Annotated in this window: 13 protein-coding genes; 9 read left to right on the plus strand and 4 right to left on the minus strand. The window is 70.8% G+C overall.

What is annotated here, in order from left to right; genetic code table 11:
• Positions 1-2 precede the first annotated feature (2 nt).
• Positions 3-6,614, minus strand: coding sequence for a DUF4082 domain-containing protein (locus tag IM767_RS01620; protein WP_109209662.1), 6,612 nt, complete (start codon positions 6,612-6,614; stop codon positions 3-5).
• 251 nt (positions 6,615-6,865) lie between these two features.
• On the opposite strand from IM767_RS01620, the gene IM767_RS01625 reads away from it, so the two are divergent.
• Positions 6,866-7,465, plus strand: coding sequence for an acyltransferase (locus IM767_RS01625; protein ID WP_109209663.1), 600 nt, complete (start codon positions 6,866-6,868; stop codon positions 7,463-7,465).
• Here IM767_RS01625 and IM767_RS01630 read toward each other — a convergent pair.
• Both IM767_RS01630 and IM767_RS01635 read right to left on the minus strand, forming a co-directional pair.
• Positions 7,458-9,458 (minus strand): DUF4082 domain-containing protein, encoded by a 2,001-nt coding sequence (locus IM767_RS01630; protein WP_109209664.1) that lies wholly within the window; start codon positions 9,456-9,458, stop codon positions 7,458-7,460. The genes IM767_RS01625 and IM767_RS01630 overlap by 8 nt on opposite strands.
• Before the next feature lie 216 nt (positions 9,459-9,674).
• A complete protein-coding gene (locus IM767_RS01635; RefSeq protein ID WP_109209665.1) occupies positions 9,675-10,832 on the minus strand; it encodes a glycosyltransferase in 1,158 nt (385 codons plus the stop codon).
• A gap of 162 nt (positions 10,833-10,994) precedes the next feature.
• Here IM767_RS01635 and IM767_RS01640 point away from each other — a divergent pair, with 162 nt between their 5' ends.
• The 8 genes from IM767_RS01640 to IM767_RS01675 all read left to right on the plus strand — a co-directional run bounded on the left by IM767_RS01640 (position 10,995) and on the right by IM767_RS01675 (position 22,149).
• Positions 10,995-12,452 (plus strand): M1 family metallopeptidase, encoded by a 1,458-nt coding sequence (locus tag IM767_RS01640; RefSeq protein WP_239453230.1) that lies wholly within the window; start codon positions 10,995-10,997, stop codon positions 12,450-12,452.
• Positions 12,453-12,583: 131 nt separating this feature from the next.
• The gene (locus IM767_RS01645) at positions 12,584-12,844 is read left to right on the plus strand and encodes a glutaredoxin domain-containing protein (RefSeq protein WP_109209667.1); all 261 of its coding nucleotides are present in this window, start codon (positions 12,584-12,586) and stop codon (positions 12,842-12,844) included.
• Positions 12,845-12,960: 116 nt separating this feature from the next.
• Complete coding sequence (gene kynA / locus IM767_RS01650) at positions 12,961-13,809, plus strand: tryptophan 2,3-dioxygenase (protein ID WP_109209668.1); 849 nt, start codon at positions 12,961-12,963, stop codon at positions 13,807-13,809.
• The gene (locus tag IM767_RS01655) at positions 13,809-14,789 is read left to right on the plus strand and encodes an amidohydrolase family protein (RefSeq protein WP_109209669.1); all 981 of its coding nucleotides are present in this window, start codon (positions 13,809-13,811) and stop codon (positions 14,787-14,789) included. Before kynA ends, IM767_RS01655 begins: the two co-directional genes overlap by 1 nt.
• Positions 14,776-16,128, plus strand: coding sequence for a kynureninase (locus tag IM767_RS01660; RefSeq protein ID WP_239453231.1), 1,353 nt, complete (start codon positions 14,776-14,778; stop codon positions 16,126-16,128). The genes IM767_RS01655 and IM767_RS01660 overlap by 14 nt, the downstream gene beginning before the upstream one ends.
• A gap of 332 nt (positions 16,129-16,460) precedes the next feature.
• On the plus strand, positions 16,461-17,996 hold the full coding sequence (locus tag IM767_RS01665) for an MFS transporter (RefSeq protein ID WP_109209670.1): 1,536 nt from the start codon (positions 16,461-16,463) through the stop codon (positions 17,994-17,996).
• 515 nt (positions 17,997-18,511) lie between these two features.
• Complete coding sequence (locus IM767_RS01670; protein WP_109209671.1) at positions 18,512-20,332, plus strand: aldehyde dehydrogenase family protein; 1,821 nt, start codon at positions 18,512-18,514, stop codon at positions 20,330-20,332.
• Between the two features lie 38 nt (positions 20,333-20,370).
• Positions 20,371-22,149 (plus strand): GMC family oxidoreductase, encoded by a 1,779-nt coding sequence (locus tag IM767_RS01675; protein WP_109209794.1) that lies wholly within the window; start codon positions 20,371-20,373, stop codon positions 22,147-22,149.
• Between the two features lie 439 nt (positions 22,150-22,588).
• On the opposite strand, the gene IM767_RS01680 is transcribed toward IM767_RS01675, so the two are convergent.
• Complete coding sequence (locus IM767_RS01680; protein WP_109209672.1) at positions 22,589-24,205, minus strand: DEAD/DEAH box helicase; 1,617 nt, start codon at positions 24,203-24,205, stop codon at positions 22,589-22,591.
• Between the last annotated feature and the right edge of the window lie 332 nt (positions 24,206-24,537).

A 24,537-nucleotide genomic window follows, 5' to 3' on the forward strand; every position in this document is an offset into this window, starting at 1 on the left:
AACTAGTTGTCGGGGTCGAAGACGACGTCGACCCAGAGCTTGGTGGTCGTCGTCGTGCTCGGATACCCCGTGCTGTAAGAGTAGGCGCCACCGGTCGCAATGGTCGAGATCGGACCGTTCGTTACCACGGAACTCAGTCCGCCCGACGTCGAAGCGTAGACGCGGGACGTGCTGTACATGCTCACCCGGTACTCCGCGCCGACGGTGAGACGGACCGCCGTCGACAGCGTGGCCGTCTGCCAGCCGGAGGAGCTCTCGCCGGTGAATGTGACCGTAGCCAGTCGCTGACCCGTCGCGTCCCAGAGGTAGCCGGTATGCGTGCCGACGTTCAGCGCGCCCTTATAGAACTTGATGGCCGTCACCACCCCCGGTGCGTTCGTCTTGAAGCGCGTGCCCGCATTGATGTTCTGAACCGTCGACGTGTTCGCGCTCGTCGGCGTGCCCGTGGTGAAGAGGCTGACCTGGTCAGGCTTCGCCATCGTCGTGAAGGACCACGTCCCGCCGGAGACCGCGCCTCCGTTGGCCGTCACGGTCGCCGTGTAGGACTTCGTCCAGTCGAGCGTCGCCGTCGGAGCGAAGCTCACGACCCGCGTCGTGGCATTGTACGTCGACGTGCCCGGCACGTTCGTCGTCCCCTGTGCCAGCGTGATCGCACCAGCCTGAGCCCCGCTCGACAGCGTGGCGGTGATGGTGCGACCTGTCGGGTTGACATTCGTGGCGTTGGGCGTCGGCGAGCTCGAGGACCGCGTCGCCTGCGCGATCGTGGTGAACGACCACGCGCCTCCCGAGATCGCCCCGCCGTTCGCCGTCGCGGTGACCGAGTAGGTGCGCGAGAAGCCCAGCGCCGCCGCGGGTGTAAAGGTCACGACCCCGGTCGCGGCATTGAAGCTGGAGGATCCGGCCACGGCAGCTCCGCCCGTGGTGACGGTGATCGCGGCCGAGGACACGTTCGAGATCGTGGCGGAGATCGGCGCATTCACCAAGACCCCGGTCGCGGAGGATGCCGGAGTCCTCGCCGTGATCGCGGGGTTGGGCAGGGTGGTGAACGACCAGGTCCCCCCGGTCACCGCCGCGCCGTTGGCCGTCGCCGTCACCGCGTACGTCCTCGCCCGCTGCAGCGCGGCCGTAGGGGTGAACGTGACCACACCAGTCGATGCGTTGAAGCTGGACGTCCCCGCCACCGCCGCACCACCCGAGGTGACGGTGATCGCGCCGGTAGAGGCATAGGCGAGCGTGGCCGACACCACCGCGGTCACCGGGTCCACGTTCGTGGCGTCAGAGGCGGGGGTCTTCGCGGTCAGCGACGGGTTCGGAATGGTCGTGAACGACCAGCCGCTGCCCACCGCGAAGCCGTCGGCGGTCACCGATGCGGTGTACGTGCGAGCCGGCTCCAGCGGCGTCGAGGGAGTGAACGTGACGACGCCCGTCGCCGCGACGAAGCTCGACGTGCCGGCGACCGGCGTGCCGGCGCTCGACAGCGCCAGGCTCGCCGAGGAGGCGTTCGTCAACGTGGCCGAGACGGTCGTGTCGAGCGCCACGTTCGTCTGACCGGCGGATGGCGAGGTCGAGCCGACGGTCACGGCGGCGCGCGTCGTGAAGGACCAGGCCCCATCGGCGACCGGCGCGCCGTTCGCCGTCACCGCGACACTGTAGGTGCGCCCCCGCTGCCATGGGCCCGTCGGCGTGAAGACGACCGCACCGGTGCCTTCGTCGAAGCTCGACGCACCGGGGACCGCGCCGCTCGCGTCCGAGACGGTGAGCGATGCGCTCGAGGCGTCGGCGACGTTCGCCGAGACGACCAGCGCGTTGGGATCGACACCGGTCGCGCCGGCGGACGGTGCGAAGCTCGTGAGCGTGGGCGCCGGGGGTGGAGCATCCGGTCCGTCGAAGTCGATCTCGGCATCGACGAAGTACGCCGTCGCGTTGAACGATGTCACGGGGAAACCGCCGGTCGGCGAATACAGGAACCGCCCGTTGGTCGTCGCGGGAGCGGTGATGAAGCCGACCGTCCGTTCCTGCGCGAAGTACGACGGCGTGTACGCGTAGCGACCGCTCGGAGCGAAGTACGAGACCGTGTAGACCGTGCCGGGTTCGACCGCCACCGGCTCAGCAAGCGCGGCACGCTGCCATCCGTCCGCCGTCTCGTTCACGAAGTCGACCTGCGCGAGCGGGTTGCCCGCGCCATCCCACAGTGTTCCGCGGTGTGCGCCGGTCGCGCCGGTGCCCTTGTAGAAGCGGATCGCCGTCACCTCGCCGGGCTCGGCCACCTGGAACCGGGTACCCACCTCGACCGGGTCCGTGTCGGGGACGGTGCTGCGCGGCGTGGCGGTTCCGAACAGCGTCTGGGTGCCGCCGGCTGTCGTGAACGTCCAGGTGTCCACCGCTGCACCGTCGGAAGTGACAGTCGCCGAGTACTCGGTGGCCGACTTGAGTCGTTCGGTCGGGTCGAAGGTGATGCGCCTGCTTCCCGAATCGAACGTGGATGTTCCGGCCACCGCTCCATCGGGGCCGACCACGGTCAGCGCTACGGCGCGGGTTCCCGGGTCGCCGGTGAGCGTCGCGGCCACATCGCTGGTGATGGCCACATCCGTGGAGTTCTTCGCCGGGGACACCGAGGCGACCGCGATGGCGGGGCCGGTGTCCTTGACGAACTCGACGTCGGCGAAATAGTTGGTGGAGTTGTACGACGACGTCGGTATGACGCCGCCAGTGCCGTACCGGTAGCGACCGTTGTTGGGGCTGATGGCAGTGAGCGGTCCGTTCGTCACCGGGGTGCTGAAACCCCGGGAGGTGTACGCGTAGCGCCCGTTCGGCGAGTAGTAGGACACCAGGTACGTCCCGCCGGGGACGATGGCGACGGGAGTGCTGAGCACCGCCCGCTGCCACCCGGACGCTGATTCGGCAGCGAAGGTCACCTGGGCGAGCCGCTGTCCGTCGGGGCCCCACAACGAGCCGGTGTGGACACCGGTCGTCCCCGGGGTCTTGTAGTAGCGGAGTGCTCTGATCTGCCCTGCCTCGGAGGCGGTGAAGGCCATTCCGAGCTCCACCGCGGAGGTGTCACCGTCGACAGAGGCGGGCACGCCGGTGGCGAGGAGACTTACCGCGGGATCACCGCCGCCGACGGTGAACGACCAGGTGAAGGGACTCGCGGTCGTCCCGGAGGCGCTCTTGACGCCCGACAGCGTTACGGCGACGCGCGCGCCGGCGAGGAACGGGGATGCCGGCGTGAACGTGAGAGTCTTCTGCGCGTTGCTCACCCCCCAGGCCCCTGCCACCTCGACGCCATCGGCCCGCACGGACCCGGTGAAACCGGTCTGGACACCCTCGTCGAACGTCGCCGTGACAGTAGTGCCCGGGGCCACGTCGACGGCCTCAGGTGCCGGTGTGCGTTCGGTGATCGTCGGCACATCGGTGGGCAGGGTAAACACGACGTCGACCCCGTAGTCCGTCGACGACGAGGAGGTCGGGAACCCGCTGGAGTAGGTGTAGACCGCACCGCCCGCCGGCACCGTGAGGGGTCCTCGCGAGTACGCCGCGGAGAAGGCGCCTGACGTCGCCGAGTACCGGCCCTGCGGAGCCACATAGGAGGCGATGTAGGTGACGCCCGGCTGCACCGTCACGGACTTGTCGAGCGTTGCGATCTGCCAGCCCTGCGTCGACTCGTCCGTGAAGGTCGCCGATGCGAGCTTCGTCCCGTCCGCCGACCAGAGCGCGCCGGTGTGAGAACCCAGGTTCGCCGACCCCTTGTAGAACTTGATCGCGCTCACGACACCGGCGGTCGTAGGGCTGAACTTGACGCCCAGCGTCACCAGCGCGCTGTCCACCGCGGAGACGACGGTGGGAACGCGGCTCTCCGAGAAGAGGGAGCACGGGCAGTCGCCCACCGGGCGGTCTTCCGCACGAGTCGTGAAGGACCACGCTGCCCCGGATTCCAGGCCGACGCCGTTGGCATCCACCGCGGCGGGTGTGACGACGTACTTCGTGCTGGGTTGAAGTGCGGCCGCCGGCGTGAACGTCGCTTTGCGAGACGCCGCATCGTACGAGACCGCACCGCTGACGGCCGCCCCTGCTGCGGTGGCGACGGTGATCTGTACTGTCGCGGGGTCGGCCGGACGGGTGAACACCACGCTGATCGGCGTCGAGGGCGACACGCTCGAGACGCCGGCGGCGGGGACGCGTTCCTGCACCCGCAGCGGCGATGTGTCAGACTTGGTGAAGATCGCGTCGACGAAGTAGTTGGTCTCTTTCCACGCGTTCGTGGGGAATCGTCCCGGGCTGCCGTACACGCCCGGCGCCGCTGCACCCACGGCCGAGGTCACCGTGACGGGCGAGGAGGCCCGCGCCGAATACGGCCAGTAGCGCTCGGCGACGGAGTAGCCACCACTCGGCGCGGTGTACGAGACCGTGTACGTCTGCCCCGCGATCACCGGAACCGGAGAGGTGAACTGCACCGACTGCCAGCCCGTCGCCGACTCGTTGGTGAAAGTCGCGCTGTTCAGCAGCGCGCCCGACGAGTTCCAGAGAGCACCGACGTGAGTCCCGACGTTCGTCGAGCCCTTGTAGAAGCGCACACCCGCGACGTACCCGTCGAAGTCCGGCACGAAGCGAAGGCCGAGTTCGACGGCCTGGGTGTCGTTGGCCGACGGGATCGCCGGAACGATGTCGCCGAGCGCGCTGAAGGGCCCGGTGACCGTCACGGTGCGCTTGACCCCTGCAGCCGAGAAGTTGGCGCTGTCGTCGATCGCACGGGCGATGATCGAGGCGGTTCCGCTGCCCTGCTGCACGTACGTGTAGGTCCAGGTGTCGGTTCCGACTGCCGGGCGCCACGTGGCACCGCCATCGGTCGAGACCTCGACGCCAGCGACGCGGCCGCCGCCGCTGTCCGAGGCGGTCCCGGTCACGGTGACCGACGTCCCGTTCGCGACGGTCTGGTCAGCGGTGGGGGAGGTGATCGTCGTCGTCGGCGCCGTGACGTCGGTGCTCTTGGTGGCGGCGACGAGCCCGGTCATGAGCGATCCCGGCTGGGCTCCCATGTCGGCAAGCAGGTTGACCTGCGCCTGCTGCATTCGCGGATCGGCGGGAGCGCCGGCGCCGTCATGCTCCTGGTCCAGACCCCAGCCCCACTGGATGCTCGCAGCGGAGAAGACCAGTGCACCGCTGGGCGCCTTGTAGAGCGTGACGTTGTGCCTGGTGGTTCCCGGGACGACGGTGTTGCCGTAGTCGGTGAGGTACTGCGGTGTCGGGCCCACCGTGGTCGACAGCCGGATGAGGCCTCCGGGACTGAACCCGTTGTCGGACACCTCGTTGGACTCGTAGCCGACCGTGTGCGGGGCGAGCGCAGCCGTGGTCCCTGCGGCGAGCGAAGTCAGGTTCGTGTTGCGCCACATCCGGTACTTGCCCTCGGCGGCAGACACCGTCACGGCGAGGTCGTCGTCGTTGACGAAGTACATCGTCCCGGTCAGGGCGTTCTCGGGCGAATGGCCACCCTTCGTCGCGTCGGCGAACCGCGGGTCACGCCATGTCCCCGTCCACTCCGGGGCGGGATCGATCTTCCCGTTGGCCCACGTCTCCTTATACGAGACGAGCGTGCGATAAGGGGTGTTCGAGCCGTCGGCGGCGGGCTCGTACCTCGTGCGCCAGTAGCCCTCGTTGCCCGTCAGGAACTGAAGGTTGACCCCCGCATCGCGCGCGGCCATGATGTTGGCGCGCTGAGCGCCGGACCAGTACTCGTCGTGACCCACGGACAGGAACACGTCGTGGTTGAGCAGCTCGCCGCCGCGCCGGTCGGTGTCGACGCCGGCGATGTAGCTCATGTCGTAGCCGTTGCGCTCCAGGAAGCGTACGGTGGCGAACTCGGAGCTGAAGTAGAAGTCGCGGGCGGTGTCGGGGCGACGGGTGTTGAACGGCCGGTTGTAGCTGAGCTTGTATCCGCGGCCGAGCGCCGCGCCCTGGTAGAAGCTGGAGCCGCCGTATGTGTTGTACGCCTGCCAGGTGGTGTCGGACGTCTGGAACAGCACATCGGAGGTGTTGCCGTCCTTGCGGACGATGAAGATGATGTGGCTGGAGCCGCCGTCGTCGGCGCGCGTCAGCTTGGCCACGTAGACGCCGGACACGGCATCCGCCGGGACGTTCCAGGAGGCGGAGACCCCCCACGTGCCGCAGTCGTAGAGCTCCGTCGTCACATCGGAGATGCATTCCGGCTGATTCTGCGGAAGCTGCGCGGTGACGGGAACGGAGGTGATGAAGCGGGCACCCAGACCCTGGTACCAGCCCGTCCGATAGATGTCGATGTCGTATGCGCGGGCATCCGTGTCGATCTTGAAGTCGATTCTCGACCCGGCGTTCACACTGATGTCGGTCGCGAAGCCTTGAATGCTGGAGTCGCCGGCCCCGGAGATGTCCCAGTCTTCGGGGTCGGTGCCGGGCTTCTGGTTCTCGCACACGATGGGGTTGATGCTCGCACCGCACGGGCTCGCGGCCTGGGCGACGGGCGTCGGCTCGAAGGCCACGAACGCCGTCGCGACCAGAGCCACGATCGCGACGAACGTCCCGATACGTGCGCGGCTGGACCAGCGTCGACGAACTCCGACCGTCCCCATAGCTGTATTCGTCATGATCCCCAGTCCCCGCCGACGTCGCGGCCATCTTCCGTTGCGACCCCGGTCGCGAATGAGCCCGCATCGCACGCCGACATTCCCCAATGACACGGCGATCCGGGTATTCCCGCGGGCAGTATATCCTCATGCGATCCCTGCGCGCAGGGTGAGCTTGGCACCTTTACCCACTCTTGAGGGAGCAGCGGATGTCGCCGCTGATACTTCGCTCATGACACACCCCGCTCCGGCCGATGTGAGAAAGCAGATCGATGTCAGATGCACCCGTGATACAGGCATCCGCCGATGTCGCCGCCGGCGCCGAACTCGGCCCGCGCACGCGCGTCTGGCACCTCGCCCAGGTGCGCGAGGGCGCCAAGCTCGGCGCCGACTGCAACGTGGGCCGAGGAGCATACGTCGGCCCCGGTGTCGTCATGGGAAGCAGCTGTAAGCTGCAGAACTACGCGCTCGTCTACGAGCCCGCACGCCTGGGCGACGGTGTCTTCGTCGGTCCCGCCGCGGTGCTCACCAACGACGAGTTTCCGCGCGCCGCCAACCCTGACCTCTCCGTCAAGAGCGCGGACGACTGGCATGCGGTCGGCGTCACGATCGGCGACGGCGCCTCGATCGGCGCGCGGGCCGTCTGCATCGCCCCGGTGACGATCGGGGAATGGGCGCTCGTCGCCGCCGGCGCGGTGGTGACCACTGATGTCGCGCCATACGCTCTGGTCGTGGGCGTGCCTGCGCGCCGCGTCGGGTGGGTCGGCCGGGTCGGCAAGCCGCTGATCGCGGACGGTGACGCGTGGGTGTGCCCCGAGTCGGGCGAGCGGTACCTTCAAGAGGGCGAGACCCTCCGGCCGGAGCTCACTTGATCGTGGAGTTGGTGAACGACGGGTTGCCGCTGCCCAAGTAGAAGATGCCCGGGTAGTTCTCGAAGCTCTGCGGCGTCGGCTGGCCGCTGGCGGCGTACGTGTTTCCGCTGCTCGTCGTCTGGTCGATGTAGAGGCGCCCGGTGCGACTGTTGCTGACGTAGAAGATGGCGCTGCCGCCCGCCTTGGCCGAGTTCCGCTCGATGCGCGAGCCCGAGATGCGGACATCATACGTGCCGCCGTCGGTGTAGATGGCCCCGCCACTGCCGCCGCCGGGGGTCCCGGGCTTCGGAGGGTTCGCGCAGCACCCCACGGCACTGTTGTCCGTCAGCAGGCTGTTGACGATGGTGATCGGCGTCCGCAGACCGCTGATCGCGCCGCCGTTCGAGCAGCTGTTGCCCTTCCCCGCCGCGCCGCCGAACGTGCTGTTCACGATGACGACAGGATCCTGGTTCATCGCCGCCTGCGAAGGGTCCAGGCTGTTCGGCGTCGCCGAGTGCTGGGCAAGGACCCTTACCGCACCGCCGCCGAGGTCCGGCCCGTTGGGCGCACAGGTGTTGCCGGTGAAGATCGTGTTGACGACCTTCAGTCGGCCGCCCAGCGCGAAGATCGCGCCGCCGCCGTTGGAGCCCTGGTTGACGTCACCAGGCGACACATACGACTCGTTGGTGGCGTTGCCGTCTGCGAGGGTGATGTTCTGGACGGTCACGCGCGGGTACGCAGGTGCGTACAGGCAGTTGCCGGGCACCGAGCCGAGCGACGAATCGCACGTGTCGATGTAGAGGATGCGCCGCACATCACCACCCGACAGCGTGACGAGTCCGCCCCCGTCGATCACGAGGTTCTGGGTGCTGTTGCGGATCTTGAGCGTCTGCGAAAGCGGGATCGTGACAGGACTCGACCCGCAGTTGAACGTCACGACGCCGCCGGCAGCGACCGCCGCGACGACGGCCGCAGATGTGCAGCTCGCGGCGGTGCCCGTTCCGACGACGGCGGTCGGGCGGCTGGCATCTTCGGCGCCCATGCCAGCGGGTACGGGCACGGCGCCGCTGGCGTTGCCCGGCTGGAAACCCGCAGGCGGGCTCGGAGTCGCGGGCGGCGCGGGCGTCGTCGTCGCGGAGGTCGTGAAGGTCCGATCCACCTTGGAAACGGTGACGTTTCCCGCCGCGTCGACGGAGCGCACCTGATAGTGGTAGGTGACACCGGCGGCGAGACCGGAGATCGTCTGCCGATGCGCCGTCGCCATCGTCGAGTCCAGCGTCGTGGTCTTGCCATACGCGCTCGTCGTGCCGAAGTTGATCTGAGTGCTGGCCGCCTCGTTCGTCGTCCACGAGATCGTGGCGCTGGTCTGCGTGACCCCGGATGCCGACACCGCGCTGATCACGGGTGCCACGGTGTCTGCAGGCGCCGCAGCGGGTGTGAACAGCACGTCGACGTAGTAGTTCGAAGCCCGGTAGGTCGACGAGGGGAAGCGGGACGCACCGTAGGCATAGACCCCGGCGTTCGCCGGTGCGGTCAGGTCGCCGCGGGTCACGGCGCTCGTGAATGCCGACGTCGCGGCAGCGTAATGCCCTCGGGGCGCGTGGTAGGACGCGACGTAGCTGGTGCCTTTCGTGACGGTCACCGGTGTGCTGAATCGTGCTACCTGCCAGCCCGACGCGGTCTCCTCGGTGAACGTCGTCGTCGCGAGGCGCTGCCCGGACGCGCTCCACAGGCTCCCGGTATGGGTACCGGTGTTTCCGACTCCCTTGTAGAAGCGGATCCCCGAAACGGTGCCGCTGACGGCCGGTACGATCGTGAGACCGAGTTCGACCGCACCACTGTCGTCGAATGCGGTGATGGCCGGCTTCTCGGTCCCGAAGAATGTCGCCTCCGTCGTCGCCGCAACAGCGGGGGCGGCGAGCGTCACGCCCGTCACGGCGAGCACCAGCGCGAGCAGCACAGCGAGTGCGCGCCGAAGCGAGCGTGGAGGGGCGGCGTTGAATCGGCTCATCATCGTCGGGTGGATTCCTCGGGGATGTTGCGGCAGGACTCGCGAGTCATTCGGACAGCCGAACTGGATGGGGGAATCCGACGGCCCATTCAGGCTCGCACGCGGGCGAGCGAGGGCTCCGGTCTGTGAGAGCAATCTCACGGGGTGTGAGAGGAGTCTCACGCATCGATCTGCCGATTCTGATGCTTCACGGATGCCGCGGGCTGCGGCATCCGTTCACTACAGCTCGCCGGGCTGCATGACCTCTTCGTCGATCTCCTCGATGATGCGCCGCGCACGCGACGGCTCGACGCCGGGCTTGCGGGGCGCGTAGACCACGAGCGAGTGGAACAGGAAGCGCACGAAGAATGCCAGGACGAGGGTGATCGCGGTGGCGACGACCGCCGAGATGTGGCCCGTTGAGACCATCAGAGCCACGATCGGGATGCGCACGAGCGCCTCTGCGTTGTTGAAGGTGAATGACTTGGCGAACCGCAGCCACACGCCCGACGCGTTCTCGCGCATGTCGTCGAAGACGAATCGCTCCTGCAGCAGGAAGTTGCCGATGATCGTCGCCTCGGCGGCGATGACGGCGGCGATGATGTAGTCCACGCCGAGCTGTGTGAGCGCCCACACGATCGCGACGTTGGCGATCGCGCCGAGCCCGCCGATGACGGCGAAGAGAGACATCTTGCCGAAGCGCAGCGCGGTCAGCTGTGCGAGGAAGTGCAGCCCCTGACGCACCGACGCCTTGGACTCGCCCGCGTGCCGGTCGGCGAAGTCGAACGGCACCTCGGCGACCCGCATCGGCCGGCGCGCGAGGATCTCGAGCAGGATCTTGAAGCCGCGAGGCTGGAGCAGCGCCTGGTCGACACTGCGGCGGTCGATGAGGAAGTAGCCCGTCATCGGGTCGGTCACGTCGCGCAGCCGGATCGGGAACATCGCGCGGGTGAGCGCCGTCGAGGCCTTCGACACCATCACGCGGGTGCGGTCGGCGAGCCCGTGGGCGGTGCCGCCGCCGGCGTAGCGCGAGGCGATCACGACGTCGACGTCGCCGGCCGCGAACCGCTGCCACATCTCCGGGATCTTCTCGGGCGGATGCTGCAGATCGCCGTCGATGACGAGGCACGCGTCGGCCTCCGCGGCCGTGAGCCCCTCCAGCACCGCGCCGCCGAGACCGCCGGTGGGCTCGTCCCGGTGGATGATCCGGACGGGAAGAGAAGCGGATGCCGCAACCTGGCGGACGACGTCGGGCGTGGAATCCGTGCTGTCGTCGACGAACAGGATCTCGGCGTCGATGCCGCCGGGCACGGTCGCCAGCGCCGAGGTGACGCGCCGGACGAGCTCCGCGACGTTGGGAGCCTCGTTGTACGTCGGGACGACGATAGACAGCTGCATTGCCGATCATCCTCGCACGCCCACATGAACGGGGCGTGAAGCGGGCTGAGACGTACGCCCGCGGACCGCGGCCCCGGAGATGTATCGACCCGATGCCTCGACATGAGGCGGAAAGCCGAGCATGCTGGCGTCCACAACGCTGTCAGCCCGCAGGAGGATGCCGTGCCCGTACGTCTGACCCGCCGTTCGCACTCGAGGACCGCACGGCCGACCGCCGTCGCCTGCGTCGTCGCCGGGGTGGTGCTGGCCTCCCTCGCGGGCCCCGGCGCCGCCACCGCCGCGCCGGACTCCCCCGGACCCCGGTACGCACCCGGTGCCGACGGCGCCGGCGACCCCTACTTCCCGTTCGCGGGCAACGGCGGCTTCGACGTGCAGCATTACGACCTCGATCTCGACTACACGCTCCCGGCGCCGGCGCCCGCACCCCTGGAAGGGCAGCTGACCGGCGTCGCGACGATCGACCTCGTGGCGACCGCCGACCTCGACCGCTTCAACCTCGACCTGCGCGGGCTCACCGTCTCGTCGGTGGTCGTCGAAGGCAAGAGCATGGCGTTCGCACAGCAGGGTGGCGAACTCGTCATCACGCCGCGCCCGAAGCTCAAAGCCGGCCAGGCGGCGACGGTCGTCGTGTCGTACGGCGGAACGACGACGCGCCCGGTCGACATCGAGGGCGAGCTGTACGGCTGGGTGACGACGCGCGACGGCGCGATGGTGGTGAGCGAGCCCGACGGCTCGTCGACCTGGTTCCCCGTCAGCGATCATCCGACCGACAAGGCCACGTACAGCTTCGAGATCACCGTGCCGCAGGGCAGCGTCGCCGTGGCCAACGGTCTGCTCGAGGGATCGGAGACGGCAGACGGCAATACGACGTGGCACTGGAACGCCCCCGACCTCATGGCCGCCTACCTGGCCACCGCCACGGTCGGCAACTTCCGGCTCGAACAGTACACGGCCCCGAACGGCACACCGATCGTCGATGCCGTCGACGTGACGCGCCAGCCGAACCAGTACGCGAATCTCGCGCGGACGGGTGAGATGCTGACGCTCTTCGAGGGCCTGTACGGCGACTACCCGTTCGTCTCCTACGGAGCCATCGTCGACAACGACTCGGTGGGGTACGCCCTCGAGACGCAGACCCGATCCTTCTTCTCGGGGTCGGCAGGACTCGGCACCGTCGCCCACGAGTTGGCGCACCAGTGGATGGGCAACCAGGTCAGCCCGGGCCGGTGGGCCGACATCTGGCTGAACGAGGGCTGGGCGACGTACTCGGAGTGGATCTGGACCGAGCACAACGGCGGGCTGACCGCGCAGGCGCGGTTCGACGCCGTCATGGCCTCGACCTCGCAGGCGCCCTGGAACACCGTGCTGGCCGACCCCGGGCCGACGGGACTGTTCGGCACACCCGTCTACACCCGCGGCGCCGCCCTGCTGCACGCGCTTCGGGTGAAGATCGGCGACGACGCGTTCTTCGACATCGCCAAGGAGTGGGTCGCCCGCTTCGCCGGCGGCACGGCGACCACGGCCGATTTCATCGCACTCTCCGAGGAGATCTCGGACCAGGACCTCACCATGTTCTTCGACGTCTGGGCCTACCAGCCGCCCAAGCCGACGAGCTGGTGAACGGAGGAAACGCACAGGAGCACACGGTGCGCCGGAGACGCCGGCGAACCGTCCGGCGGCTGCTACCGGGCGCCTTGCGTCGGCCCCCGGCGCCCGGCCCTCACCCAGGATGCGCGGGGGAGAATAGACGGATGACTTCCTCCCCCACGGCCATCACCATGTTCGGCGCGGACTGGTGCCGCGACTGCATCCGCACGAAGAAGCAGCTCGACGAGCTCGGCATCTCGTACACCTACGTCGACCTCGTCGCCGACCCGGCCGCCGCCGATGTCGCCCGCGACATCTCCGGTCGCACGAACATCCCGGTGGTGGTGTACCCCGACGCCTCCCACCACGTGGAGCCGTCGAACGCGGACGTCGAGGCCAAGCTCCGCGAGCTCGCCCTCCTCTGACCTCCCGGTCGAGGGCGCACGAACTGCACGCCCCGCCGCCGCAGACGCGCAATCGGTGCGCTCTCGGCGCGCGACAGGCCTGACGGCGCGGCATCCGTCCTCATTAGGCTGAGGCCGTGAGCGTCGAACGCAATACCCGGGCGATCGAGGGATCCGTCGTCACCGACTTCGAGGACCGCATGAGCTACGGCGGCTACCTCGACCTCGAGACGCTGCTGTCGGCGCAGCGACCACTCAGCGATCCGGAGCACCACGACGAGCTCCTGTTCATCGTGCAGCACCAGACCACCGAGCTGTGGCTGAAGCTCGTGCTGCACGAGCTCGGCGCCGCGTGCCGGCTGCTGCGGGAGGACCAGCTCGCACCGGCCCTCAAATGCATCGCGCGCGTCAAGCACATCCAGAAGACGCTCACCGAGCAGTGGTCGGTGCTGGCGACCCTGACCCCCGCCGAGTACGGGCAGTTCCGCGGCGTGCTGGGCAACGCGAGCGGGTTCCAGTCTGCGCAGTACCGCGCGGTCGAGTTCACGCTGGGCAACAAGAACGCCGGCATGCTGCGCGTCTTCGCGTCCGACCCGTCCGCCCACGCGCTGGTGAAGACCGCGCTCGAGGAGCCGAGCCTCTACGACGAGTTCCTGCGGTTGCTGGCGCGCTCCGGCTACCCGATCCCGGCCGACGTGCTCGAGCGCGACGTCACGACCGCGTGGACCTACTCCCCCGAGCTCGTCCCCGTGTTCACCGAGATCTACCGCGACCCTGAGGCCCACTGGGCCGCCTACGAGACCTGCGAGGAGCTCGTCGACCTGGAGGACAACTTCCAGCTCTGGCGCTTCCGCCACCTCAAGACGGTCGAGCGCATCATCGGCCTCAAGACGGGCACGGGCGGCTCGAGCGGCGTGCCGTTCCTCCAGCGGGCACTCGACCTGACCTTCTTCCCCGAGCTGTACGCCGTGCGGACGGAGCTGTGATGTCGCACGATCCCGAAGCGCTGCGGGCTCTGCTCGGCCCCGAGGCCGCCCTCTGCCGGCGGGCCATCACCGGCGAGCACGGCGTCTCGCTGCCGCCCTTCATCGACCACCACGTGCATCTGCACCTCATCGACGAGACCGGGCTTGCCGCGGGCGGCATCGCCGGAGTCGTCGACCTCGGCGGCGACCCGGTCGCCCTCGCGCGGCGCGAGAACCACGGCATTCCGCGCGTGGCATACGCCGGCGCGTTCCTCACCGCGCCGGGCGGGTATCCGGTCGGGCGATCGTGGGCGCCGGCCGAGATCGCCCGCGAGATCAGCGATCCCTCGACCCACCCGGGCGTCCCCGGCGGCGCGGCGACAGCGGTCGACGAGCAGGCGTCGTTCGGGGCATCCGTCATCAAGGTCTCGCTCAACAGCACCGCCGGACCCGTCTTCGACGCCGCGACGCTCGCCGCCGTCGTCGAGCTCTCACGCGAGCGCGGTCTGCCCGTCGTCGCACATGCGGAGGGCGACGGAATGCCGCGGCTCGCGCTCGACGCGGGGGTCGACGGGTTCGCGCACACGCCGTTCGACGAGTTCGTCGGCCGCACGTTCACCGCCCACGCCATCTCGTCGGGACAGGTGTGGATCTCGACGCTCGCGATCCACGACGCGGACGCCGAGGCCGCCGAGTTCGCCCGTGTGAACCTCGCGGGCTTCGCCGCTGCCGGCGGCCGCGTACTGTACGGCACCGACCTGGGCAACGGCGATCAGCCGATCGGCGTCAATCCCGCCGAGGTCGCCGCGCTCGACCGCGCCGGCGTGCGCGGTGCGGCGCTCGTCGCCGCGATGGCCGACCCCTGGCCGGCGGCGGAACGGCCGTCCGGCGTGAGCACGTTCGTGCCCGGCCCGCCCCCGACCCGGCTCGACGATGTGCCCGAGTGGCTGCGGGCCGCCACCGTCGTCCCCACCGAGGAGCTGGTCCATGACGACCTCTGACCCTGTCGCTGCAGCGCTCGGGGCGCGCGAAGACTCTTCGGGGCGCGCGGTGCACGCCCGTGACGCACCGGACGCGCCCCGAACCGCGCAAGAGCGCACCGGCACCCGGGCGCGGCTCGCGGCGACGGCATCCGATCTCGACGCCGCCGACCCGCTGCGCACCCATCGCGACGCGTTCGTCGGTGCCGAGACGTCGCTGGTGTACTTCGACGGCAACTCGCTCGGCCGCCCGCTGCGCGCCAGCGTCGACCGCCTCGCGGCATTCGCGCGCGACGAGTGGGGCGGGCGGCTGATCCGGGGGTGGGACGAGTCGTGGATGCAGCTGCCGTTCGACATCGGCGACACGCTGGGGCGCGCCGCCATCGGGGCGGCCGCCGGGCAGACGGTCATCGGCGACTCGACCACGGTGCTCCTCTACAAGCTCGTGCGGGCCGCCTTCGATGCGGCCGTGGCGGCCGATCCCGCGCGCGTGGAGATCGTCGTCGATCGCGACAACTTCCCCACCGACCGCTACCTCGTCGAGGGCATCGCCGCCGAGCGGGGCGGGCGGGTGCGCTGGGTGGGCGTCGACCTGGCCGGCGGCGTGTCGGCCGACCTCCTGCAGGCCGCGGTCGGCCCCGCGACGGCCGTGGTGCTGCTCTCGCACGTCGCGTACCGGTCGGGATATCTGGCGGATGCCGCGAGCCTCACCCGCATCGCACACGACGCCGGCGCGCTCGTCGTGTGGGACCTCTGTCACTCCGCCGGCTCGGTGCCCGTCGAGGCCGACGCCTGGGATTTCGACCTCGCGGTGGGCTGCACCTACAAGTACCTCAACGGCGGACCGGGCTCGCCCGCGTTCGCCTATGTGGCGGCGAGACTGCAGGACCGCCTGGCTCAGCCGATCCAGGGCTGGATGGGCGCCGCGGACGTGTTCGCGATGGGGCCGGAGTACCGGCCGGCCGCGGGCATGCGGCGATTCCTGTCGGGCACGCCGCCGATCGTCGGCATGCTCGCGATGCAGGACACGCTCGCCCTCCTCGAGGACGTCGGCATCCAGGCCGTGCGCGACAAGTCGATCGCCCTGACCGAGTTCGCCGTGCAGGTGTCCGATGAGCTGCTCACGCCGCTCGGGGTGGTCGTGGCGTCGCCGCGCGACCCGCAGACCCGCGGCGGACACGTGACGCTGTCGCACCCCGCGATGCGCGCGGTCACCGCGCGGCTGTGGACGCAGGACGTCATCCCCGACTACCGCGACCCCGGCGGGCTGCGGATCGGCCTCTCCCCGCTGTCGACCTCGTTCGCCGAGACCCTGGCAGGCCTCGAGGCGGTCGCCGAGGCGGTGCGCGCCGAGTCCTGACCCGGTGACCGCCGTGGGTTCACCGCTGGGTCTGTGGCGCCCCGCCACGGCTCGTCCGCCGCGGGTTCACCGCTGCGTCTGCGGCGCCCCGCCTCTGCTCGTCCGCCGCGGGCTTCCGGCGCGCGTCCGCACAGAATCGGATCCGCATCTGCGGGCGCACACTCCGAAACGCCGGTGGACGGATGCCTCGCCCCGGCGTGTCTCGCCGCCGCTCCGCACCCGCGGATCCGATTCTGTGCACCGCCCAGCGCCGCGCCGCGGCTTTTCCGGGCATTCGTCGCCCTCTCCACAGGGGGGAAGGCAGGGCCGACCAGCTGACCTACACTGGCGCGATGAGCAATGACGCTCCCGTCGCGCCTGGGGTCGCGGCATCCGTCTCCTCCGTGCGCCTGACGCGCGGCACCATCGCGCGCTACGCGACCGGCTCACTCGGCACGGGCGGCTTCGCCACGCTGCCGGGACTCGTGCTCACGTACTACCTGACCGACTCGCTGGGCGTCGCGGCCCTCGCCGCCGGCGCAGTCATCACCGTCGCGAAGGTCTGGGACGTCGTCATCGACCCGGTCATCGGTGCGCTCACCGACCGAGACCTCGCCCGCCACGGCAGCCGCCGGCGCCTGATGCTGATCGGCGCGCTGGCGCTGCCGGTGCTGTTCGCGGTCGCCTTCGCGGTGCCGCCGGCGCTAGGTCCGGTGGTCGCGGGCATCTGGGTGCTCCTCGCCTTCACGATGACGGCGACGGCCTTCAGCCTGTTCCAGGTGCCCTACATCGCCCTTCCTGCCGAGCTCACGCCGCGCTACGACGAGCGCACGCGGCTGCTCACCTGGAGGGTCGTGGTGCTCACGCTCGCGATTCTGCTGTTCGGTGCCGGCGGGCCGGCGCTGCGCCGGGTCTCGGACGACCCGTTCGTGCAGTACCTCGTCATGGGCGTCGTGTGCGGACTCGTGATCGGGATCGGGATGCTGGTGGCCACGACGGTCGCGCGGACCGCGGCATCCGCTCCCGCCTCACCTTCGGACCGTGAGAGTACAGCTGGCGGACGAGAGCGTGGGAACCACCCAGCATCTCGGCGGCCAGCTGTACTCTCGCCAGCCGAGGACCGCGACGGCGCGCCGATCGACGGCGCGGGGACCGGCGGCGCGGCGACGGCGGGGACGGGCGGCGGGGCGACGACGGGGATCCGCGAGCACTACGCCTCGGGCATCCGTGCCCTTCGCCGCAGCCGTCCGTTCCGGCTGCTGCTCGCGACGTTCGTGCTGCAGGCGCTGGCGACGGGGCTCATGCTGGCGGGTGCGCAGTACGTCGCGACGTGGGTGCTGCACTCGCAGGCGGCCGTCGAGCTGCTGTTCGTCGCGCTCATCGCACCCGCGCTGCTGGCCGCGCCCGCGTGGGGCGTGGTCGCGCGCCGCACCGGCAAGGAGCGCACCTTCGCCATCGCGAGCGTCGTGTTCGCCGTCGCCGCGCTGTCGATCCTCGGCATGCTGTGGGCGCCCGGCGACTGGATCTACGTGCCGGTCGGCATCGCCGGCATCGCTTACGCCGGCATGCAGTCGCTGCCGATGGCCATGCTCCCCGACGTAATCTCGCACGACGAGCGCACCCACGGGCGCGGACGCGCCGGCTCGTTCAGCGGCATCTGGACCGCCGGCGAGACCGTCGGCTTCGCCCTCGGTGCGACGACGCTGACCGTGATCCTCACGCTCACCGGGTACGTCTCGTCGGTGAGCGGGCAGCTGGTGGAGCAGCCGGATGCCGCGGTCACGGGCATCGTCGTGAGCTTCAGCCTCGTGCCGGCCGCCCTGATCGCCCTCAGCCTCGTCACGCTCGCGCGGTATCCGCTGCGCCGCGCCGACGTCGACCACGGCTGACCTCGACCGCGCGCGACCCCGACCTCGTCCCACGTCGACGGCGACTGACCTCGCCCGCGCCCGACCTCGCCCGCCCTGAACCCGACCGCAACTGACGTCGCCCGCGGTCGACCTCGCGCGCGGCTGACCTCGCCTGCGGGCGCGACCTCGACCGCGCCCGACCCCGACCTCGTCCCACGTCGAGGGCGACTGACCTCGCGCGAGGCTGACCTCGCCTGCGCCCGACCCCGACGGCAGCGGACCTCGCCCCGGGCGAGACCTCGACCGCGGCCGACCCCGACCGCGGCCGACCTCGCCCGTGGCTGACCCCGACGGGCTGACGGCACGGGCCGCCGGCATCCGTCCGGCACTTCTCCTACCCGGCGACGCGCATGCGCGCCGAGGCGGCTGTCGGAAGGACGAGACGGAGTCGCGAGCGGAGTGGGACCCCGTGCCACCGGCCCCGACCATTGACGTAGGATGCCCGGGACGGACTCACCGACCCGAGTTCCGGGTGCGAGTTCGAAGGAGAACAGATGCCCCCCGCCTCCTCGGCAACCCCGGCTACCCCCACCACGAGCACGAAGAAGCCGCGCACCTCCGCCGCGAGGCGCACGGCGTCGCCGTCGAACCTGCCCAAGGAGGAGCGCGCGGCCCTCGACGCCGCGATCGGCGACCTGGAGCAGGGCTCGCGCGTGTGGGTCGCGCTCACGCTCGACCAGCGCGCGCGGCTGCTCGGCCGGGTCCGCGATGCCGTCGGAGCGGTGGCGCAGGAGTGGGTCGACGTCGCCACGATGTCGAAGGGCCTGGAGCCGGGGCATCCGCTCTCCGGAGAGGAATGGCTCGGCGGACCCTGGTCCATCGTCGGCATCCTCGACGCGCTGCGCGAAACCCTCGAGGCGATCGCCGCCGGCAAGAGCCCGCTCGACGGCGTGAAGCTCGACCGCGCGCCCGGCGGCCGGCTGCGCGCGCACACCTTCCCCGTCAACGGCACCGAGAAGTTCCTGCTGTCGGGCTACACGGGCGAGGTGTGGTTCGAGCCGGGGGTGACCGCCGCCGAGGAGCGGCGCGCAGCTGGCCTCGGGCAGCTGCACCCCACCGAGGCGGGCGGCGTCGGACTGGTGCTCGGTGCCGGCAACGTCACCTCGATCCCGGTCGGCGACGTGCTCTACGAGCTGTTCGCGCACAACCGCGTCGCACTGCTCAAGGTCAACCCGACCCAGGACGCCCTCGTGCCCGTGTTCGAGCGCGCTCTCGCCGCCCTGATCGAGCCGGGGTTCGTGCGCATCGTGCGCGGCGGTCCCGAGACGGGCGCCTATCTCACGGCGCACCCGGGGTTCTCGCACGTGCACATCACGGGATCGGCGACGACCTTCGATGCGATCGTGTGGGGGACGGGAACGGATGCCGCGGCCCGCCGCGCAGCGGACGACCCGAAGCTGACCGTGCCGATCACCGCCGAGCTCGGCGGCGTCTCGCCGATCATCGTGGTGCCGGGCCGGTGGTCAGCCGCCGATCTGAAGTACCAGGCCGCGCACGTGGCGACCATGCGGCTGGTCAACGCCGGCCACAACTGCATCGCCGGTCAGGTCGTGATCCTGAGCTCGGACTGGCCCCAGCGCGAGGAGTTCCTGAGCGAGCTGCACGCGGCGTACGCCGCCGCGCCCGAGCGCCCGGTCTGGTACCCCCGGGGCGACGAGCGGCTGAAGGACGCGGCATCCGCCTATCCCGACGCCGTGTGGTCGGCCGACCACACCCGCGCGATCGTGCAGGTGGGCGACGGCGATCAGCCGGCCGAGGTCGAGACCACCGAGTACTTCGCGCCGATCCTCGGCATCGCGGAGGTCGCGGGCACCGGGCAGGAGTTCCTCGATGCGGCCGTCGCGCACGCCAACGAACGCCTCGCCGGCACCCTCGGGGCCAACATCCTCATCGATCCCGCCACGGAGGAGGCGCTCGGCGACGGCTTCGAACGCGCCATCGCCGACCTGCGCTTCGGAGCCATCGCGATCAACACGTGGACGGCGTTCATCTTCACCACCGCACGCCTGACGTGGGGCGGCTTTCCGGGGGCCACCCTCGCCGACGTCTCGAGCGGCATCGGCGTGGTCCACAACGCGCTGCTGCTCGACCGGGTCGAGCGGTCGGTCGCGCGCGGGCCCTTCCGGCCGTTCCCCCGCTCGGTCGGCGACGGCGTGCGGCGGCTTCGCCGCGCGAAGGCCACGATCCTGCCCACGCCGCCCTGGTTCGTGAACTCGCGCACCGGCGCCGAGGTGAGCGGCGGGATGACTCGGTACCTCATCGACGGCAAGCTGCCTGGACTGCTCAAGGCGCTGACCAAGGCCCTCCAGGCGTGAGCGGCCGATTCGGCCACCGCCGCGGCGGCCGCTCACGGTTGCGCGCGCGGTCGGGTGCCGGCGGCGGGTTCGGTGCCGACGGGCTCGAGGCCGACTACATCGTCGTCGGTGCCGGCTCCGCCGGTGCGGCGCTCGCGGCCCGACTGAGCGAGGACACCGGTGTCTCGGTCCTGCTGCTCGAAGCCGGCGGACCCGACAAGGCGCTCCAGCTGCACGTGCCGGCGGCGTTCTCGCGCCTCTTCCGCGGCGCGTACGACTGGAACTACGACACGGTGCCGCAGCCCCACCTCGAGGGTCGCAGGGTCTACTGGCCGCGAGGCCGGACGCTCGGCGGGTCGTCATCGCTCAACGCGATGATGTGGGTGCGGGGCTTCGCCGCCGACTACGACGAATGGGCGGATGCCGCCGGCCCAGCGTGGTCGTGGGACGCCCTGGTCCCCTACTTCCAGCGCGTCGAGCGCACGTCCGACCCGGCCCACGGCACGCAGGGCATGCACGGCGCGCAGCCGGTCGAGCACCAGCGGGATCCCAGGCCGCAGACTGCCGCGTTCCTCGAGGCTGCGCGTGAGGCGGGGCATCCGGTCACCCCCGCGAACCTGCCCGAAGGCCAGGGCTTCTCCCAGACCATGGTGTCGCAGGAGCGGGGCGCCCGGGCATCCACTGCCGACGCGTACCTGCGACCGGCGAAGGGGCGCCGCAACCTGCGCGTGCTCACCGGCGCGCTGGTCCGGCGAGTCACGTTCGCGGAACCCGCCGACGCTGGCGAGGGGCGGTCGGCCATGACGGATGCCGGAGGCCGCACGCACGCGGAGTCGCCCGCGCCGGGCGGACTCGGCGCCGACTCGCCGCGGGCCACGGGCGGGTCGGCCGGCGCGGCCTCGCCGCGCGCGACGGGCGTGTACGTGGACATCGACGGGATCACCCGACACGTGCGCGCGCGACGCGAGGTGATCCTGTGCGGCGGCACGATCAACACTCCGCAGCTGCTGATGCTGAGTGGCATCGGACCGGCCGACCACCTGGCAGAGCACGCGATCGACGTGGTCGTCGACGCGCCGGGAGTGGGCGCGAACCTGCAAGACCATCTCGTCGCGGGGCTCGCGCCCGCGGCCCATGCCGGCACCCTGCATGACGCCGAGAAGGCCGCCGAGCTGGTGCGATTCCTCACGGCGCGCAAGGGGATGCTCACCTCCAACGTCGCCGAGGCGTACGGGTTCGTGCGCACGCCGGAGGCCGATGCTGCGGGTGTGCCCGAGGGCCTCCCCGACATCGAGATCATCTTCGCCCCGGTGCCGTACGTCGGCGAAGGACTGATCCCCACGCCGGCGCACGGCATCACGGTCGGCGCGATCCTGCTGCGTCCGCGCAGTCGGGGCACGATCCGGCTCGCGTCGTCCGACCCGGCGACCGCGCCGCTCATCGACCCCGCCTACCTGTCCGACAACGGAGGTGTCGATGCCGCCACGATGCTCGCGGGGCTCGCCGAGTGCGAGCGGCTGCTCGACACCGACGCGCTGCGGGCCATCACCACGGGCGGCTGGGTTCAGCCGCAGGGCGGCGAGCGCCTGACCCCCGCGGAACGCGCCGAGCTGTCGCTCCGCCGCTATTCGCACACCCTCTACCACCCCGTCGGCACGGCGCGGATGGGGACGGATGCCGCATCCGTCGTCGACCCCGACCTCCGCGTCCGCGGGGTCGCGGGCCTGCGCGTGGCCGACGCGTCGGTCATGCCCACCGTGATCCGCGGCCACACGAACGCCCCGGCGATCGTCATCGGCGAGGTCGCCGCCGACCTCATCCTCGGCCGCCGAATCTGACTCCCGCCGCTGAGCCCGAGCCCGCCGCTGAGCCCGCGCCCGCTCCTCACCCCCCGCGAGACCGCACAACAGCACCGTCGATCCCCCGGCGACCGTGCGTTCGTGCGGTCTCGTGTCCGGAGTGGGGCGGACGCCGCCGACCCGCCCCCGCGCCTGAACCAGGCGCCGACCTGGACCCGCCGCCGCACCTGAATCGGCCGCCGACCTCATCCTCGGCCGCCGAATCTGACTCCCGCCGCTGAGCCCGAGCCCGCCGCTGAGCCCGAGCCCGCCGCTGAGCCCGCGCCCGCTCCTCACCCCCCCGCGAGACCGCACAACAGCACCGTCGATCCCCAAAGGACCGTGCGTTCGTGCGGTCTCGTCTTTAGAAGGGGCCGGAAACGCCGAACCCCTCCGTCCTCGGGTGAGGGCGGAGGGGTTCGCAGCACTGTGAACGAGGTCAGCGGCCGCCGCGGCGGTTGGTGCCGTTGGGGCGCACGACCGAGCCGACCATGAGCTTGCCGGTGCCCGACGACGAAGCGCGACGGCCCGGGGTGCGCGGGTTGCCGGCGGGCTGACCCGAGCGCGAGTGACCGGCGCTCTGGTCGTGACGCTGGTGCGAGGCCTTGTCGTGAGCGGATGCCGCATCCCGGCGCTGACCGCCCTGCTGACGACCAGCACCCTGCTGGCGGCCGGCGCCCTGCGCCGAGCCGCCCTGGGCCGAACCGCCTTGACCGGAGCCGCGGCGACGACGACCGCCACCCGAGCCCGAGCCGCCGGAGCGGGCCGGGGCTGCGGCATCCGTCCCCTCGCGCGCCTCGCGCGCCGCGCGCTTGCGCTGCGCGTTCGCGCCCTGGCTGGTGCCACGCGGGGTCTCGGCGACGGGGACGGGCTTCACGTACGGCGCGACCTGGCCGACGAGCTCGACGACCTCAGGCGAGCTCGCGCTCACGGCGACGGGCTCGACCGAGATGGCGGCCTTGCGCAGCAGCTGCGACACGTCGCGCTTCTGCTCGGGGAGCACGAGCGTGACCACGGCACCCTCCGCCCCCGCGCGAGCGGTGCGGCCCGAGCGGTGCAGGTACGCCTTGTGCTCCATCGGCGGGTCGACGTGGATGACGAGCTCGACGTCGTCGACGTGCACGCCGCGGGCTGCGACATCCGTCGCCACGAGCACCTTGACGTCGCCCGAAGAGAACGCCGCGAGGTTGCGGTCGCGCGCCGCCTGCGAGAGGTTGCCGTGCAGGTCGACGGCGGGGATGCCCTGACCGGTCAGCTGCTTCGCGAGCTTCTTGGCCTGGTGCTTGGTGCGCATGAAGAGGATGCGACGGCCCATGCCGGAGGCCAGCGCCTTGACGACGTCCTTCTTGGCGTCGGCGTCGGCGAGCGTGAAGACGTGGTGCGTCATCGCGGCGACGGGCGAGTGCGCCTCGTCGACCGAGTGGAGCACCTCGTTCTGCAGGAAGCGGTTCACGAGCTTGTCGACCCCGTTGTCGAGGGTCGCGCTGAACAGCAGACGCTGGCCGCCGGCAGGCGTCGCGTTCAGGATGCGCGTGACACCCGGCAGGAAGCCGAGGTCGGCCATGTGGTCGGCCTCGTCGATGACGGTGATCTCGACGGCGTCGAGGTGCACGAAGCCCTGCTTCATGAGGTCCTCGAGGCGGCCGGGGCACGCCACGACGATGTCGACGCCGGCGTTGAGCGCGTTGACCTGACGGTTCTGGTTCACGCCGCCGAAGATCGTGGTGGTGGTGAGGCCGTAGGCCTTGGCGAGCGGGGCGAGGGTCGCATCGATCTGCGTCGCGAGCTCGCGCGTCGGCGCGAGCACGAGGCCGAGCGGACGACCCTTGCGACGGTTTCCGCCGGCGAGCTTGCCACCGAGGCGCGCGGCCATCGGGATCGAGAAGGCGAGGGTCTTGCCCGAGCCGGTCTTGCCGCGGCCCAGCACGTCGCGGCCGGCGAGCGTGTCGGGGAGCGTGTCGACCTGGATCGGGAACGCGGTGGTCTTGCCCGACGCGGCGAGCGCGTCGACGAGGGGCTGAGGCACGCCGAGCGCGCCGAACGTGGTTTCGGTCATGGGTACATCTCCGGGCACGGTGGTGCCCTGTCGGTGGCCGGGGCGGATCTCGCCCACGGGTCGCCGTACGAAAGTCATCACCGGCATCGCGCGGCGGGGGCCGGGCGGCGGCGGGAGGGGAAGCGTTCTACGACGCGAGAAGCGCATCGGAGCGCTGCAAGATCACCCACCCTACCAGTGCCCGCCTGGGCATTCGCCCGCGCCGGCGGCCGCCCTTCCCGGTGGCGGACCGAAAGCCTGGCGCGTCACCACGACACGCAGGAAACGGATGCCGCACCCCGGCGCGTCACGTTACCGACCAGGTTTTCGGGGCGGGGAGGTCGGGAAGAAGA

The sequence above is a fragment of the Microbacterium ureisolvens genome (assembly GCF_015278315.1).
Lineage (GTDB): Bacteria > Actinomycetota > Actinomycetes > Actinomycetales > Microbacteriaceae > Microbacterium > Microbacterium ureisolvens.